The following is a 15,264-nucleotide window of genomic DNA, read 5'->3' as shown; positions in this document are numbered from 1 at the left end:
TACACGTCTCTGTGATAGATTGCGACTTTATGTATTATTAGAGCAGGTCTACCCATTGCTCGTTGCTTAATATAGGTAATGGCTCACTATCAGTAACAAATGTTTCTGCCAGTTTCCGTTTCTCATCTTGTAGGTGAAGAATCTTTTCTTCGATACTGTTTTGGGTAATGAAGCGGTAAGCAATTACTTGCTTGTCCTGCCCGATACGATGGGCGCGGGCGATCGCCTGCGATTCGGCGGCAGGATTCCACCAGGGGTCTATGATAAATACATAGTCGGCTTGAGTCAGATTAAGTCCCACGCCTCCTGCTTTTAGTGAAATCAGGAATGCCTGGACGTCTTTTTGATCGGTGAAATGGGCGATTTCGGAAGGACGGTTGTTGGTCGATCCTGTTAATAAGGCATATTTCCAACCCCGTTCGTGGAAAGCTTCGGCGAGCACCTCCAGATGTCTGACGAATGAGGAGAAAATTAAAACTTTGTGGCCTTCACTCTGTAGCGTATCGAATGTTTCGATTATCTGTGCCGTTTTTCCGGATGTTCCGGTATAGTCGGGAAGGATAAGTTGCGGGTGGCAAGATAGTTGTCGTAAACGTAAGATGCCATTTAATACACTAAACGAATGAAGCCTGTCGGTACTTTGAGGATGCTGAAGAAGGATGTTGCGCAGGCTGTTTTTCTCCTGTTCGTAACAAGTATTCTGCTCTTCAGTCATGTCGCAGTAGATGGTCTCTTCGGTAAGTGCCGGAAGTTCCGGAGCTACCTCTTTCTTGCTTCTACGGAGGATAAATGGGGCTGTCAGTTGTTGCAATAATACTTTTGCACGGGCATTCCCCTGACGAATCGGCATTATAAACTGCTTTTGGAAAGCATTTTCCGTACCCAGTAAGTCTGGTTGTATAAAGTGAAATTGAGCCCACAGGTCCTTTAATGAGTTTTCGATGGGAGTGCCAGTAAGTACAAGCCGGTGTTTACTTTGTAGTCGAATGGCTGACCGGAAGGTGAGCGATTCGCTATTTTTGATATTCTGGCTTTCATCGAGCACGATGTATTCGAAACGGTATGAACAGAGTATATCAATGTTATTCCTCATCATGCCATACGTCGTAAAGATCAAGTGAAAATGACCGAAGAATTTTTCCGGTTGTTCCTTGTCTATAGCCATGGTGTTGTTGTATTCCGCCATCGAGAGTGCTGTAAAGCGTTTGGCTTCCCGTCGCCAGTTATGAAGTAGCGATGTGGGGACAACGATCAGGGTAGCCGGTTGTCTGGGGGTAGATGGTTTATATATATACTGTAATAGAGTAAGAGTTTGGAGTGTCTTCCCAAGCCCCATGTCATCTGCCAGGCATCCGCCAAATCCTTGTTTATGCAAATGTACCATCCATGAGAATCCTTTCTGCTGATAGGGACGTAACGTTGCTTTGAGGTTTTTGGGTACGGCAATATTTTGTATCTGTTGCTTCACCGGAAATTTCTTTAATTCCTCTTCACCTAAGGCGGTCTGTGCGGCACCTACAAATGTATGTTTCAAGCGGATTCCTTTTTCCGTTTGAATTCCCATCTCTAGTAAATTCGCATATTTGCTGAACCATTCCTCTGGCAGGAGAATCATGCGGCCATCAGGTAACAGATATTCTCTCTTTTCCTCCAGGATATGTTTGCGGAAGCGTGAAAAAGGAATACGTAGATTGCCGATAACAACGGTGATGTGCAATTCAAACCAGTCGACCTCATCGTCACAACTTTGCTCGATGCGTATCTCGTCCAGGCAATAAGGTGTGTTTCCCATATTGCTGGTGAGATGGAAGGACTGCTGCAACATCTCCCGATGGCTGTTGATCCATTCGACGATCGTTTTCTCCGGAGCTTCAGGGGATAGGCTGAAATGTGTATTATTGAGTTGTTGCAGGCCTGCATCCGTTAAGAGCTGAACGACTTGTTCTTCAGCAGTAATGTTCCGGCGAAAAAAGAAGATTTCACCGGATGTTTTCCGATAAATGATTTTTTTCATTTCAAGGGCACTATCCGATGTAAATGTCTGATCTCCATAACGGAAACCAAGCTGCAATGCTTGTCCGTTGTACGTGGTATCTTCGAATGAGAGAATTGCTTCACAGGGGCATTTCTCTTCCATTATACTCAAACCGTGAGTCTCGATTTCATGATAACGAGCAATCGGGATAACAATGTTATCTATGTATTTTTCAATTTGGGAAGCGTCTACGCTGATCGATCTTTTCTTTGTAAAAGGTAAGATGCGTGCGCTTTCAATGTGCGGAAAGAAGTATAGTTCCATTCCCAATAATAGCGTGGCTGGTGCGGAAGTCAGTACAACCACAGGTTTCAACTCGCTCAAAGAGAATGGCTGTCCTTCATAATAGCACTGCAATTGATAACGGAACGTTTTATTGTCAACATGAAACGTTACACGAATTTCTACATTATGCGGATTTATGTGATAGGCATGATGGGCGTATAGTATTTTACTGCCGGCTTGTTTCTGATAAAAAGGCAGTCCATTGTCGCGTATCAGTGCCAGCATCTCCAACAGTTTCTTTTCGATAGACGGACGGATATCATTTTTAATTCGTTCCGGATCTTCGGATAACTTATGTAGAAAACGCGATACTGTTTTTTCGCGGGAGTAGACACTCATTAGATGCTTCTCCGTATAATAAGAGGCGATATGAATAGCTTGTCTTTCTGCCTCACTCATCTTGCTCATAGCTTCGGGAGAGGCGTGAAATGCTTGTTCTACCAATTGCAAGGTACCATCGTCCAGCTTTTCCGCAATATAGGGAGTCAGCAATATGCCGAGTATCGGATGCTCTGTGAAAACGATTATAACTTGTCCGTTAGTTGGTCTCTCTTTCATTCTCTTTTAGACTTTAACAAACAAAGATACGGGAAAATACTTAATTTTGCAGCATGATGGAGGAAAACAAACGAGTATTGCTTGGAATGAGTGGCGGTACAGATAGTTCTGTTGCTGCTATGCGATTGCTGGAAGCCGGTTATGAAGTGATCGGAGTAACCTTCCGTTTTTATGAATTGAATGGCTCGACAGAGTATCTGGAAGATGCCCGTAATCTGGCAGAACGTTTAGGAATACGGCATATAACATACGATGCCCGTGAAATATTCAGTAAACAGATTATTGAATATTTTGTGCAGGAGTATCTGGCAGGACGGACTCCAGTCCCTTGTATATTGTGCAATAATTACCTGAAATGGCCTCTGCTTGCTAAAATTGCCGATGAAATGGGCGTTTTCTACATCGCTACCGGGCATTATGCACAGAATATACAACTAAATAATACCTTTTATATAACATACGCTGCCGACTCGGATAAGGATCAAACCTTCTTTCTATGGGGATTGAAACAAGATATTCTTTGCAGGATGTTGTTGCCGATGGGGGATATTACGAAAGTGGAAGCTCGTGTCTGGGCTGCGGAACATGGGTTCCGGAAGGTGGCAACTAAAAAGGATAGTATAGGCGTTTGTTTTTGCCCAATGGACTATCGAACTTTTCTGAAAAACTGGTTGGCTCAAAATAATGAGGCATTGGCAGAAGAAGAGCAGATGATGGGGGAGAATCAAGCATTGGTTGGAGATTGGCAAGTATTGGTTGGAAGCAATCAGGCAGGACTCAATAAAGTGAAACGAGGAAGGTTTGTCGATGAAAAGGGAGATTTTATTGCCTGGCATGAGGGTTATCCTTTTTATACCATTGGACAGAGACGTGGCTTGGGCATTCATTTGAACCGTCCCGTATTTGTGAAAGAGATTAATCCTGAAAAGAACGAAGTAGTATTAGCTTCTCTTTCAGCTCTGGAGAAAACAGAAATGTGGTTGAAAGACTGGAATCTTGTCAATCAGGAGCGTACTTTAGGGCATTCTGACATCATTGTGAAAATACGGTATCGCAAACAGGAAAACCATGCTACGATTACCATTACACCAGATCATCTACTGCATGTGCAACTTCATGAGCCTTTAACCGCCATTGCTCCGGGACAAGCTGCTGCATTCTATAAAGATGGCTTATTATTGGGAGGAGGGATAATAGTCAACGCCCGGTAATTAGCCGACATAATTTAGGCACGGATTACACGGATAAACACGGAAAGAGAATAAACTTTATCCATGTAATTCGCATAATCCGTGCCTGGAAGAAATTGGAGAGGTGCTTCGAAACGCTCTCCTTGTACAAGTAATCTCTGTAATAAAGAAAACTAGTGTCGGTTATGTCTTGGTTTTTGGTTATTCTTCCGAAAGAATGCTGTCATTCAGCGCTAACATTGTTTCTATATATTCGCGCGTATTACTTAATCTGGGGACTTTGTGTTGTCCTCCCAACTTTCCTCTCTGTGCCAGCCAATCATGGAATAATCCCTCACGGGCAACGATTACTTCCAATGGTTGCAGAGCTATATCTTTCCATCGTTTCGCCTCATAATCGGAGTTGACCTCCTTCAGTGTGGCATCAAGTATCGCTGCAAATTTTTCTACTGAATCCGGCATCTTAGCGAACTCTATTAACCACTGGTGCCGGCATTTGGCATTCTCATCCATAAATACAGGTGCCGCGGTGTATTCACTAACTTGTGCTCCGGTTTCGGCACAAGCCTTTGCCAATCCTTTTTCAGCGTTATCGACAATCAGCTCTTCGCCAAATGCGTTGATGAAATGCTTTGTTCTTCCTGTGATGACAAACTTATAGGGATTCTTGCTGGTAAACTTCACTGTATCCCCAATCATGTATCTCCATAAGCCGCAAGAAGTAGAAATAACCATTGCATAGTTCTTGTTGAGCTCGACTTCTTCAAGGCAATAAGCTCGTGGACTCTCTTTTCCTACTTCCTCTAGCGGAACAAATTCGTAGAAGATTCCGTAGTCGATCATTAATAACATGGCAGGATCAGAGAGGTCGTTTTGAGTTCCAAAATATCCTTCCGAAGCATTATAAGTCTCTACATAATGCATTTTCGGTGTTTGAATTACCTGCTTGTATTGCTCACGATAAGGAGTGAAAGCCACTCCACCGTGGAAGAAAACTTCCAGGTTGGGCCATACTTCTTCCAAAGCCTGTTTTCCTGTCTTTTCAAGAACACGTTTGATAAGTACCAGCATCCACGACGGTACGCCGGACAAGCTTGTCACATTTACCGGAATAGTGCTGTTGGCGATTGCTTCTATTTTGGTCTCCCATTCGCTCATCAATGCAATTTTCTTGCTAGGTACACGAATGAAATTGATAAGCGGATTCACATTTTGAATCAGAATAGCGGATAAATCTCCTACTAAACTATGGTTGGAGTTGAGGTTCGGACTATGGCTACCCCCGAGAATCAGTCCCTTGCCGGAGAAAAAATGGCTATCCGGATTGATGCGGAAATAAAGAGCTGCCGCGTCTTTTCCTCCTCTGTAATGAATGTCTTCCAGTGCCTCTTTGCTGACGGGAAGGAATTTACTTTTATCATTAGTCGTTCCGGAGGATTTTGCAAACCAGCGTATCTCCGATGGCCAAAGCAGATTCTGTTCCCCGGCTCGCAAACGTTCTACATAAGGTTTGATTTCTTCGTATGTTTGGATAGGAACACGTTTTCGGAAATCTTCATAGTTACGGATAGAGGAATAATCGTACTTTCTTCCCCATTCAGTCTGAGCGGCCTGGCGTGTTAAGCGGCTTAACACACGATGCTGTATCTCACTAGCCTGATTAGCATATAGGTCTATCTGTTTTAAACGGGAATCGAAAGTCTTACTAATAATTTTTGTAATATTCATTTCTGCTTTAACATAATAATGTTTAGTCGTGCAAAAGTAACTTATTTATCTTTTTTTTCTATCTTTACGACGGAAATAATCGTTAAAAATTGACGACTTTCATATAAATCCCGAGTTTTAGACTAAAAAATGCGACAATGAGAATTGGAATCTTAACATCCGGCGGGGACTGTCCCGGTATTAATGCCACGATTCGTGGCGTGTGCAAAACTGCCATCAATTATTACGGAATGGAAGTGGTAGGTATTCACAGCGGTTTTCAGGGCTTGCTGACTAAAGATGTCGAATCTATTACAGACAAGTCGCTCTCCGGTTTGCTCAATCTGGGTGGAACGATGTTAGGAACTTCTCGTGAGAAGCCTTTCAAAAAAGGAGGCGTTGTCTCTGATGTTGACAAACCGTCTTTAATTCTTCAGAATATCCATGAAATTGGGCTGGATTGTGTCGTTTGTATCGGTGGAAATGGAACGCAGAAGACTGCAGCCAAGTTTGTTGCAATGGGAGTTAACATCGTATCTGTTCCTAAAACCATTGATAATGATATTTGGGGCACGGACATCTCTTTTGGTTTCGACTCGGCGGTAAGTATTGCTACTGATGCCATCGACCGTCTACATTCCACCGCAAGCTCTCATAAAAGGGTGATGGTGATTGAAGTGATGGGGCATAAGGCTGGCTGGATTGCTTTGTATTCCGGTATGGCAGGAGGAGGGGATGTGATTCTCGTTCCTGAAATCGCTTATAACATTAAAAATATTGGCAATACGATTCTGGAAAGACTAAAGAAAGGCAAACCCTATTCTATTGTAGTGGTAGCGGAAGGAATTCAGACTGACGGGCGTAAACGTGCTGCTGAATATATCGCGCAGGAAATTGAATATGAAACTGGTATAGAAACTCGCGAAACAGTTCTGGGGTATATTCAGCGTGGTGGTTCGCCTACTCCTTTCGACCGCAATCTTTCTACCCGCATGGGCGGGCATGCAACAGAATTGATAGCCAATGGCCAATTCGGGCGTATGGTGACTTTAAAAGGAGACGATATAGCATCTATTCCTCTTGAAGAAGTTGCAGGAAAACTGAAATTGGTTACTGAAGATCACGATTTGGTGATTCAGGGTCGTCGCATGGGGATTTGTTTTGGTTAGTTGCCGGAGCTTCTGTGTCCTGTACTGTGGAAATCTCATCGACGAGGATGTTTTCTTCTGAAACATTCTCTGGTTTTATCTCGGGATTTGCATTCAGTTCGGTTTCGAGTTCATTCTCAAGCTCGGTTGCCAATTCAGTATCAGAACCTGTCGCAAGTTCAACTTCCATTTCTGTTTCCGTTTCAGTTGCCGAATGTTGTATTTTAATCTCCTCGATGGTTGACATAAATGTCGGTTCCTTTACTTTCTTTATAGCCATCTGGGCGGCATTCTGTTGAGATTCCTTCTTGGAATACCCCGTACCTGTTCCTGCCGGAAGTCCTTCAATACGTACTTCAGTTTGGAATACAGGGTTACTGTCATGATCGAGAAACTGCTCGATTAATTCAAAGGAAACCTCCATTTTGTTCTTTTGGCTCCATTCGATAAGCTTGGATTTGAAGTTAACCTCTTTTCGGGATATTTTATCCAGATCGATATAACGGTTAATGATCCGTTGTTCCATAAACAGTTTGCAGCGTTCATATCCCTGATCCAGATAAATAGCTCCGATGAACGCCTCAAAAGCATTTCCATACATGTAGCTGTTGTGAGAAGAGGAGCGGGTAGAATACTTGATGAGCTTATCCAGGCCGATTTCAACGGCCAACTTGTTCAACGTCTCTCGTTGTACGATCTTGGAACGTGTATTGGTCAGGAAACCTTCCCGTTTCCCTTCGAAACGTTTGTAGACAATATCTCCCACGATGGCGTCGAGGATGGCGTCACCTAAAAACTCCAGCCGTTCATTGTTGAGAGGACGTCCCTTGTCGGAGCGGACAGAAGTCGATTTGTGCAGGAGAGCCTGCTCATAAAGCTGGATATTGCGCGGGTAGAACCCGAGTATCCGGTAAAAACAAAGATAAGACTCTCTATCCTTGCGGAACAAGAGCCTTATCTTATCTATTTCGTTACGTAACACGATATTACTCTGCGTATTTCTTGAAGATAACGCACGCATTGTGACCACCAAATCCAAATGTATTGGACAAGGCAACATTAACTTCGCGTTTCTGTGCTTTATTGAACGTGAAATTAAGGTTGTAGTCGATGTTCTCGTCGTCGTCACCTTCTTCGTGGTTGATAGTCGGAGGAACAATGCCGTTCTTAATGGCAAGGATGCTTGCAATAGATTCTACCGCACCGGCAGCTCCCAGCAAGTGACCTGTCATTGATTTGGTTGAACTGATGTTCAACTCGAACGCATGATCACCGAATACTTCCTTGATTGCTTTTGCTTCTGAAATATCACCAACCGGAGTAGATGTACCGTGTACATTGATATAGTCTACTTCTTTCGGATCCATTTCCGCATCTTCCAGTGCATTCATCATCACCAGTTTCGCTCCCAGACCTTCCGGATGAGAAGCAGTCAAGTGATGTGCATCTGCAGACATACCTACACCGGCAACTTCTGCATAGATTTTTGCACCACGAGCTTTAGCGTGTTCCAGTTCTTCCAGGATCAAGCAACCGCCACCTTCGCCCATAACGAAACCATCGCGGCTTGCGCTAAACGGACGTGAAGCTTTAGAAGCTTCGTCGTTGCGTGTTGACAAGGCGTGCATAGCGTTGAAACCACCTACACCTGCCGGGAAGATTGCTGCTTCGGAACCACCGGATACAATTACATTTGCTTTACCCAAACGAATCAGGTTGAAGGCATCTGCAATAGCGTTGGTTGAAGTAGCACATGCTGAACAAGTCGCGTAGTTAGGACCATGGAAACCATACATGATAGAAATCTGTCCGGCTGCAATATCCGAAATCATCTTTGGAATGAAGAACGGATTAAACTTCGGACCCATTTCCTGACGAGTGTAGTAGTTGCCTACCTCTTCTTCAAATGTATGTATACCACCAATACCGGCGCCGAAAATAACACCGATTTTGTTCAAGTCTTCTTTCTCGACGTCAAGACCGGAATCACTCACCGCTTCTTTAGCAACAGCGATGGCATATTGAGTATACAGGTCCATCTTTCTTGCTTCTTTGCGGTCTATGTATTTCGTTGCATCGAAGTCTTTCACTTCGCATGCGAATTGGGTCTTGAATAACGACGCATCAAAATGAGTAATAGGCCCTGCTCCACTAACCCCGTTCACAATGTTTTCCCAAAATTCGGGAACGCTGTTGCCAACGGGAGTAATGGCGCCAAGGCCTGTTACTACCACTCTTTTTAATTCCATATTGATGAAATCGAATTACTTAGCGTGTTCTTCGATATAAGATACAGCATCACCTACAGTACCAATCTTTTCTGCTTGGTCATCAGGAATAGAGATACCGAATTCTTTTTCGAATTCCATGATAAGTTCTACAGTGTCAAGAGAATCTGCTCCCAGGTCGTTAGTGAAGCTTGCTTCGTTAGTAACTTCTGATTCTTCTACGCCTAATTTATCAACGATAATCGCTTTTACTCTTGATGCAATTTCAGACATAACTTTAAGTTTTTAATTAATAATTAGTTTTATTTCTTTAAATTTGCGGTGCAAAGGAATGAATATTTATCGTTTTGCGCAAATATTTGACTAAATAAATGCAATGTTTTGCACATTTTTCACTGTTTTGTGCATCGAATTTGAGAGTTATGAAGAAAAACATCGCAATTTTCGCTTCCGGTTCCGGTTCAAATGCCGAGAATATTATCCGGTATTTCCAAAAAAACGATTCCGTTCAGGTTTCGTTGGTGCTTTCTAATAAAAGTGACGCCTATGTTTTGGAACGTGCGCATCGCTTGGGAGTGCCTTCTAACGTGTTTCCAAAGGAGGATTGGATAGCCGGAGATGAAATTTTGGCTATTTTGCAGGAGTACCGCATTGATTTTGTCGTGTTGGCCGGCTTCTTAGTTCGCGTGCCGGATTTGCTTTTGCATGCTTATCCCGATAAAATTATAAATATACATCCTGCTCTTCTGCCGAAGTACGGAGGCAAAGGAATGTATGGTGACCGGGTACATGAAGCGGTAGTGGCTGCCGGTGAGAAAGAAAGCGGCATTACTATACATTATATAAATGAGCATTACGACGAAGGAAATACGATTTTTCAAGCTACTTGCCCTGTTCTTTCGACTGATTCTCCGGATGATGTAGCTAAGAAGGTGCATGCTTTGGAATATGAACACTTCCCTCAAATCATAGAACAAGTACTAAATAATAAGAATTAAGTATCAGGTATTAAGTATTACGTCGTACAGATAATCCTTTGACAGAATTTTATTAAATTTTTCGGTCAATGCGATTAATGTTTGATACTTACTTGAAACTTAATACCTAATACTTAATAATGTATGCTTTCTCTTCTCTCCGCAAAGGATAATCTCCGCGTAGGGTTTCGAATAGCTCCGGTTGATTTTTTAGCCGGTTGCTGTCTTCGGTTGGATTATACATTTGGAGGACTGCTTCTTCGTGGTTTTTTGCATGAATAATGGGGGAGACAGGTGCGGGTGCGTTAATTTCATAATCCCCTTTTATTTGGAAAAATTTGCAGATGGCATCCAATGACATACGTGTGGCGTTTGCTTTTCCATCTGCAGAGTAACCTGCAATGTGAGGAGTTCCGATAAATGTCTTTTCCAATAGATCACGGTTGATTTCCGGTTCATGCTCCCATACGTCGATGATGGCATCCGAAATCATCTGGCTGTTCAAGGCTTTTAAAAGAGCATCAGTCTGGATGACTTCTCCTCGTGAGGTATTGATGATAACAGGCTTCCGTTTGAGTGACTGAAAGAAAACTTCATCCGCCAAGTGGAACGTTTTATACTTTCCTTCCTTATATAAAGGTACGTGAAAAGTGATGATGTCACACTCTTCCGCTATTTTCTCCAGTGAAGAGAATCGTTCTGCACCTTCTTTTTCTTCCCGTGGCAAATCATTCAATAAAACACGCATGCCAAAATCCTGGGCAACTTTAGCTACCTTACTCCCGACATTTCCTACTCCTATGATTCCAATCGTCAGTTCATTCAGTCTTTTATTCCTGACGGACTTCCATACAAGAAGCGATGACTGTATATATTGGGCGACAGAAGCCGAATTACATCCCGGTGCATTCGTCCATTCGATACCGGCCTGTTTGCAATACTCCGTATCAATATGGTCGAAACCTATGGTTGCCGTCGCTATGAATTTCACTCGACTACCTTCCAATAAATCCCGGTTGCAATGTGTGCGGGTACGGACAATAAGTGCGTCCGCATCCCGTACGAGCTCCGGAGTGAAATCTTTCCCCGGTGCATAAACTACCTCATCGGCTATTCTCTGCACCGCTTCTTTTATATAAGGTATTTTATTGTCGATAATAATTTTCATATACAATTCATCTTTTATACCCACAAAGGTAACAAATAAAAAAGTAAGAAACGGTTGCTTGTCTGAAAAATATTACATAGATTTGCCCTATTATATATCTATTAGCTAGTTAAGATTATGACATTTAGTAACCTTTGCAACGAGATTTTTTGGAAATCGACAACAGATTACCATGTAACGGATAGTGTGGATGCTCCGATGAACAATCCTTACGAGTTGAAAACTATTGAGTATTATTTATATCTAAAGAACTGGATTGATGCTGTGCAATGGCATTTTGAGGATATTATCCGTGACCCGCAGATTGATCCGGTAGAAGCATTGGCCTTGAAAAGAAGAATTGATAAATCAAATCAGGACCGTACAGACCTGGTGGAATTAATTGATAGCTACTTTTTAGACAAATACAAAGAGGTAAAACCTCTCTCTGACGCAACGATTAATACGGAAAGCCCTGCATGGGCAATTGACCGCTTGTCAATTCTTGCATTGAAAATTTACCACATGCAGCAGGAGGTGGAACGTACGGACACTACCGAGGAACACCGTGCTCAATGCCAGGCTAAGTTGAATATCCTGCTGGAACAACGCAAAGACCTTTCTACGGCTATTGAACAGCTGTTGGCTGATATCGAAGCCGGAAGAAAATATATGAAAGTATATAAACAGATGAAGATGTATAATGACCCGGCATTAAATCCGGTGCTTTATGCGAAAAAATAACGAATGGCGCGTATTCTCATTATTCGTTTTTCAGCTCTTGGCGATGTAGCCATGACAATCCCGGTAATACATTCGCTGGCTGTGCAATACCCGCAGCACGAAATAACAGTGTTAAGTCGTGCTGTATGGCAGCCACTCTTTCAGGGGTTGCCTGCCAATGTGGGTTTTGTCGGAGCTGATTTAACAGGCAAGCACAAGGGGCTTTGGGGCTTGAATAGCCTTTATTCGGAATTGAAAGCGATGCATTTTGATTACATTGCTGATTTTCATCATGTACTTCGTTCTAAGTATTTATGTTTGCGATTCCGTCTTGCCAATAAACCGGTAGCTTCCATTTGTAAAGGAAGGGCAGGCAAAAAGAAGCTGGTTCGCCGTCATGATAAGGTGATGGAAAATCAGAAGAGTTCTTTTCGTCGTTATGCCGATGTACTTGAGAAGCTAGGTTTACCGGTACTATTAAATTTCTCTTCTATTTATGGCGAAGGAAAAGGAGACTTTGCGGAAATAGAACCAGTCACAGGGCCTAAAGAAGATCAAAAGTGGATTGGTATAGCTCCTTTTGCCAAACATGCAGGTAAGATTTATCCGTTAGAACTGCAGGAGCAAGTTATAGCACATTTTGCTGCCAATCCCAAAGTAAAGGTTTTCCTCTTTGGAGGCGGTAAAAGCGAGCAGGACGTATTTGATGCATGGATTGCTAAATATCCTTCTGTCGTTTCAATGATCGGTAAACTGAATATGCGTACCGAACTGAATCTGATGAGCCATCTGGACGTGATGCTTTCAATGGATTCTGCCAATATGCATTTGGCATCCCTGGTCAATATTCCGGTTGTCTCTATTTGGGGAGCCACCCATCCTTATGCCGGTTTTATGGGTTGGAAACAATTGCCGGTCAATACCGTGCAACTCGATTTGTCATGCCGTCCCTGTTCTGTATATGGTCAGAAGCCTTGCTGGCGAGGTGATTATGCCTGTTTGAGGGATATAAAGCCGGAGCAGGTCATTGCGAAAATAGAAGGGTTTGTAGATTAATCCTTGCTGAAGTTCAAATTAGCTGTTTATTGAGCCGAAAGAGCGTAGAATCAAATAATGATGAAAGAGATACAACGAAAGAAAAAGGTACTGATAGATCTTACGAATTATGGTAGTCTCACAGCCGGCTTCGGGCAGATTGCGGCCAACTATGCAACCGCCTTTTCGTCTATGCTGGTAGATGATCTTCATTTTGTATATTTATTGCGGCAGAAATATATGCAGGAATTTGGCCCGAATGTGACCTCTGTTCCGGTACGTCGTATCAATAAGTTTTTTCCTTTTACCCTTCCCAAGGTAGATGTATGGCATGCGGTGAATCAACAGCGCAAGCTGTTGCGTATTGCCGGTGGGACAAAGTTTATCTTTACTATACACGACTTTAATTTTTTAACAGAGAAAAAGCCCTGGAAGGCAAAAATGTATCTTCGCCGGATGCAGAATAAGGTCAATAAGGCAGCGGTCGTGACTACGATCTCTCATTATGTGGCAGATGTCATTCGGCAGCATGTAGATTTGAAAGGGAAGGAGATCCGGGTCATCTATAATGGAGTGGAGAGAATCGATACATTGGAAGGAATAAAGCCGTCGTTTGCTACAGGGCGTCCTTTCTTTTTTACGATTGGACAAATCCGTAGAAAAAAGAACTTCCATCTCTTGGTTGACGTAATGCGTCATTTCCCGGAATATGATCTATATATTTGTGGCGATGCTCATTTTGCTTATGCTGAAGAAGTGCGCAATCTGATCCGTGAGAATCAGCTCACTAATGTCTTTTTGACGGATGTTATTTCTCAAAGCGAGAAGATCTGGTTATATCGGAACTGTGAGGCATTCCTGTTTCCTAGTGAGGGAGAAGGCTTTGGATTGCCGGTGGTGGAAGCTATGCAATTTGGGAAGGCTGTATTTGCTGCTAATCGCACTAGTTTGCCGGAAGTTTGTAATGGACACGCTATCATGTGGGAACATTTGGATACAGAATCTATGGTGGAAAGTATCCGGGAGCATCTACCTGATTTTTATAAAGATAAGGAACGCTTGGAGAAAATCAAGGGACATGCCGCTTCATTCAGTTACGAGAAGCATATACAAGCCTACCTTGATTTATATCGGGAGTTAGCTCAATTGCCTTAGTATTGGAATCAATTGCTCGTATACCTTTTCGGGAGTAATTAATGCAAAACGCTCCTCATAGGGTAATGTCGCCTGTTGTTCCGGTGGAAGAATGTCGTCAGGACTAATTCCTTCGGCGAGTACGGAATTGGCGGGTAACCACATTGACTTTGACGCACTTGGTGAATAAATGGCAAATGAAGGAACTCCAAGAGCTTGGGCGATGTGTCTGGCTCCTCCTTCGTTCCCGAAGTAAAATGAACAGTTGGCACAAAGTGCTGCCAGTTGTCGTAATGAAGAAGCTTGTATATCGATCTTGATACGTTCCGGACATCCTAATTCCTTGTAGATATTTCTGGCATCTTCTTCTTCGTACCCCGGCGCGTAGTTGAAGATCATTTGTATGTCCTTGTATTCCTCTAATATTCTTTTCAGTGTGGCTGCCATGAACTCCGTATTCCATTTTTTATGGATGAGTTTGGTTGTGACTCCTATTAATAACACAGGGCGTGCAAAATCAATCCCTTCCTTTTCCATATAATATCGGAAATCTTCTTTTTCCCGGTCAGTCAGATATAACTTGAATTCTTTTGTGTATTGAATAGGTCTGATCTTTTCTAATGGTGCTGCAAGCAATAGATTGCGTTGTACCATGTCAGTTGTCAGATTCTTACTGTAAGTGTCTGTCCGGTAGTTCAGTAGAAAATGTGTATATCCTTTAATGCGTCCTATCCGGAAAGGAGTTCTTAATGAAAAAAGAGAGAAAAAAAGGGTCCGGATAGTAGAGCGCATATCGATGATTACATCGTATCTGTTTTTATGCATTACCTGCCATACTTTTTTTATATAAGCAGTGAATGGTTTATTCTCATTCTTGTCAAATGTAATGACTTTATCTATATCCGGATGCCCCTCATAGAGTGGAGCAATATTTTTATTAAGCACGAAGTGTATCTCTGCATCGGGAAAACTTTTTTCAGCGTGCTGCACAATGCAACAGCCAGAATTGAGTCGCCTATTTGTCTAAATCGAATAATTAGAATTCTTTTGATTGGTTTCATGCTTAAACTTCCTTATGCTTTTTATCGTGCAAACAT

12 protein-coding genes and 1 pseudogene are annotated in these 15,264 nt (G+C 42.6%); 6 read left to right on the top strand and 7 right to left on the bottom strand.

What is annotated here, in order from left to right; all coding sequences use genetic code 11:
• Window positions 1-37: 37 nt before the first annotated feature.
• Window positions 38-2,878, bottom strand: a complete 2,841-nt coding sequence (locus tag BSCG_RS13650; protein ID WP_008776087.1) for a DEAD/DEAH box helicase — start codon at window positions 2,876-2,878, stop codon at window positions 38-40.
• A gap of 53 nt (window positions 2,879-2,931) precedes the next feature.
• On the opposite strand from BSCG_RS13650, the gene mnmA reads away from it, so the two are divergent.
• Window positions 2,932-4,089 carry a tRNA 2-thiouridine(34) synthase MnmA gene (gene mnmA, locus BSCG_RS13655; protein WP_004308010.1) on the top strand — a complete coding sequence of 386 codons (1,158 nt, stop codon included), beginning with the start codon at window positions 2,932-2,934 and terminating at the stop codon, window positions 4,087-4,089.
• A gap of 180 nt (window positions 4,090-4,269) precedes the next feature.
• Here mnmA and BSCG_RS13660 read toward each other — a convergent pair whose 3' ends face one another.
• Entirely contained in the window at window positions 4,270-5,796 is a 1,527-nt protein-coding gene (locus BSCG_RS13660) for a GH3 auxin-responsive promoter family protein (protein WP_004308011.1), read from the bottom strand.
• 137 nt (window positions 5,797-5,933) lie between these two features.
• Between BSCG_RS13660 and BSCG_RS13665 the strand changes: the two genes are divergently transcribed.
• On the top strand, window positions 5,934-6,944 hold the full coding sequence (locus BSCG_RS13665) for an ATP-dependent 6-phosphofructokinase (protein ID WP_004298309.1): 1,011 nt from the start codon (window positions 5,934-5,936) through the stop codon (window positions 6,942-6,944).
• Here the strand turns inward: BSCG_RS13665 and rnc are convergent.
• Genes rnc through BSCG_RS13680 form a run of 3 tightly spaced genes read right to left on the bottom strand, consistent with a single transcriptional unit; the run spans window position 6,886 to window position 9,424 of the window.
• Window positions 6,886-7,944 carry a ribonuclease III gene (gene rnc, locus BSCG_RS13670; protein ID WP_004298308.1) on the bottom strand — a complete coding sequence of 353 codons (1,059 nt, stop codon included), beginning with the start codon at window positions 7,942-7,944 and terminating at the stop codon, window positions 6,886-6,888. The two genes, BSCG_RS13665 and rnc, sit on opposite strands and share 59 nt — an antisense overlap.
• Window positions 7,910-9,172, bottom strand: a complete 1,263-nt coding sequence (gene fabF / locus BSCG_RS13675) for a beta-ketoacyl-ACP synthase II (RefSeq protein ID WP_004307441.1) — start codon at window positions 9,170-9,172, stop codon at window positions 7,910-7,912. The genes rnc and fabF overlap by 35 nt, the downstream gene beginning before the upstream one ends.
• A gap of 15 nt (window positions 9,173-9,187) precedes the next feature.
• Window positions 9,188-9,424, bottom strand: coding sequence for an acyl carrier protein (locus tag BSCG_RS13680; RefSeq protein ID WP_004291965.1), 237 nt, complete (start codon window positions 9,422-9,424; stop codon window positions 9,188-9,190).
• A 98-nt stretch (window positions 9,425-9,522) separates the two neighbouring features.
• Between BSCG_RS13680 and purN the strand changes: the two genes are divergently transcribed.
• Window positions 9,523-10,149, top strand: coding sequence for a phosphoribosylglycinamide formyltransferase (gene purN / locus BSCG_RS13685; RefSeq protein ID WP_004324324.1), 627 nt, complete (start codon window positions 9,523-9,525; stop codon window positions 10,147-10,149).
• A 106-nt stretch (window positions 10,150-10,255) separates the two neighbouring features.
• Here the strand turns inward: purN and pdxB are convergent, their stop codons facing one another.
• Entirely contained in the window at window positions 10,256-11,296 is a 1,041-nt protein-coding gene (gene pdxB / locus BSCG_RS13690; RefSeq protein WP_004308015.1) for a 4-phosphoerythronate dehydrogenase PdxB, read from the bottom strand.
• A gap of 117 nt (window positions 11,297-11,413) precedes the next feature.
• Here pdxB and BSCG_RS13695 point away from each other — a divergent pair, with 117 nt between their 5' ends.
• From BSCG_RS13695 to BSCG_RS13705, 3 genes are read left to right on the top strand one after another with little or no spacing between them, the layout of a single operon-like run.
• Window positions 11,414-12,019: a DUF4254 domain-containing protein gene (locus BSCG_RS13695; protein ID WP_004307438.1), complete on the top strand. Its 606-nt coding sequence runs from the start codon at window positions 11,414-11,416 to the stop codon at window positions 12,017-12,019.
• Window positions 12,020-12,022: 3 nt separating this feature from the next.
• On the top strand, window positions 12,023-13,054 hold the full coding sequence (locus BSCG_RS13700; RefSeq protein WP_004308020.1) for a glycosyltransferase family 9 protein: 1,032 nt from the start codon (window positions 12,023-12,025) through the stop codon (window positions 13,052-13,054).
• A gap of 57 nt (window positions 13,055-13,111) precedes the next feature.
• Window positions 13,112-14,188, top strand: coding sequence for a glycosyltransferase family 4 protein (locus BSCG_RS13705; RefSeq protein ID WP_008776084.1), 1,077 nt, complete (start codon window positions 13,112-13,114; stop codon window positions 14,186-14,188).
• Here BSCG_RS13705 and BSCG_RS13710 read toward each other — a convergent pair.
• A pseudogene (locus BSCG_RS13710) lies at window positions 14,171-15,228 on the bottom strand (glycosyltransferase family 9 protein). The gene BSCG_RS13705 and the pseudogene BSCG_RS13710 sit on opposite strands and share 18 nt — an antisense overlap.
• Between the last annotated feature and the right edge of the window lie 36 nt (window positions 15,229-15,264).

The sequence above is a fragment of the Bacteroides sp. 2_2_4 genome (assembly GCF_000157055.1).
Taxonomy (GTDB): Bacteria; Bacteroidota; Bacteroidia; order Bacteroidales; family Bacteroidaceae; genus Bacteroides; species Bacteroides ovatus.
Note: the sequence above shows the minus strand (reverse complement) of the source record. Positions and strands in the feature narration are given on the sequence as shown.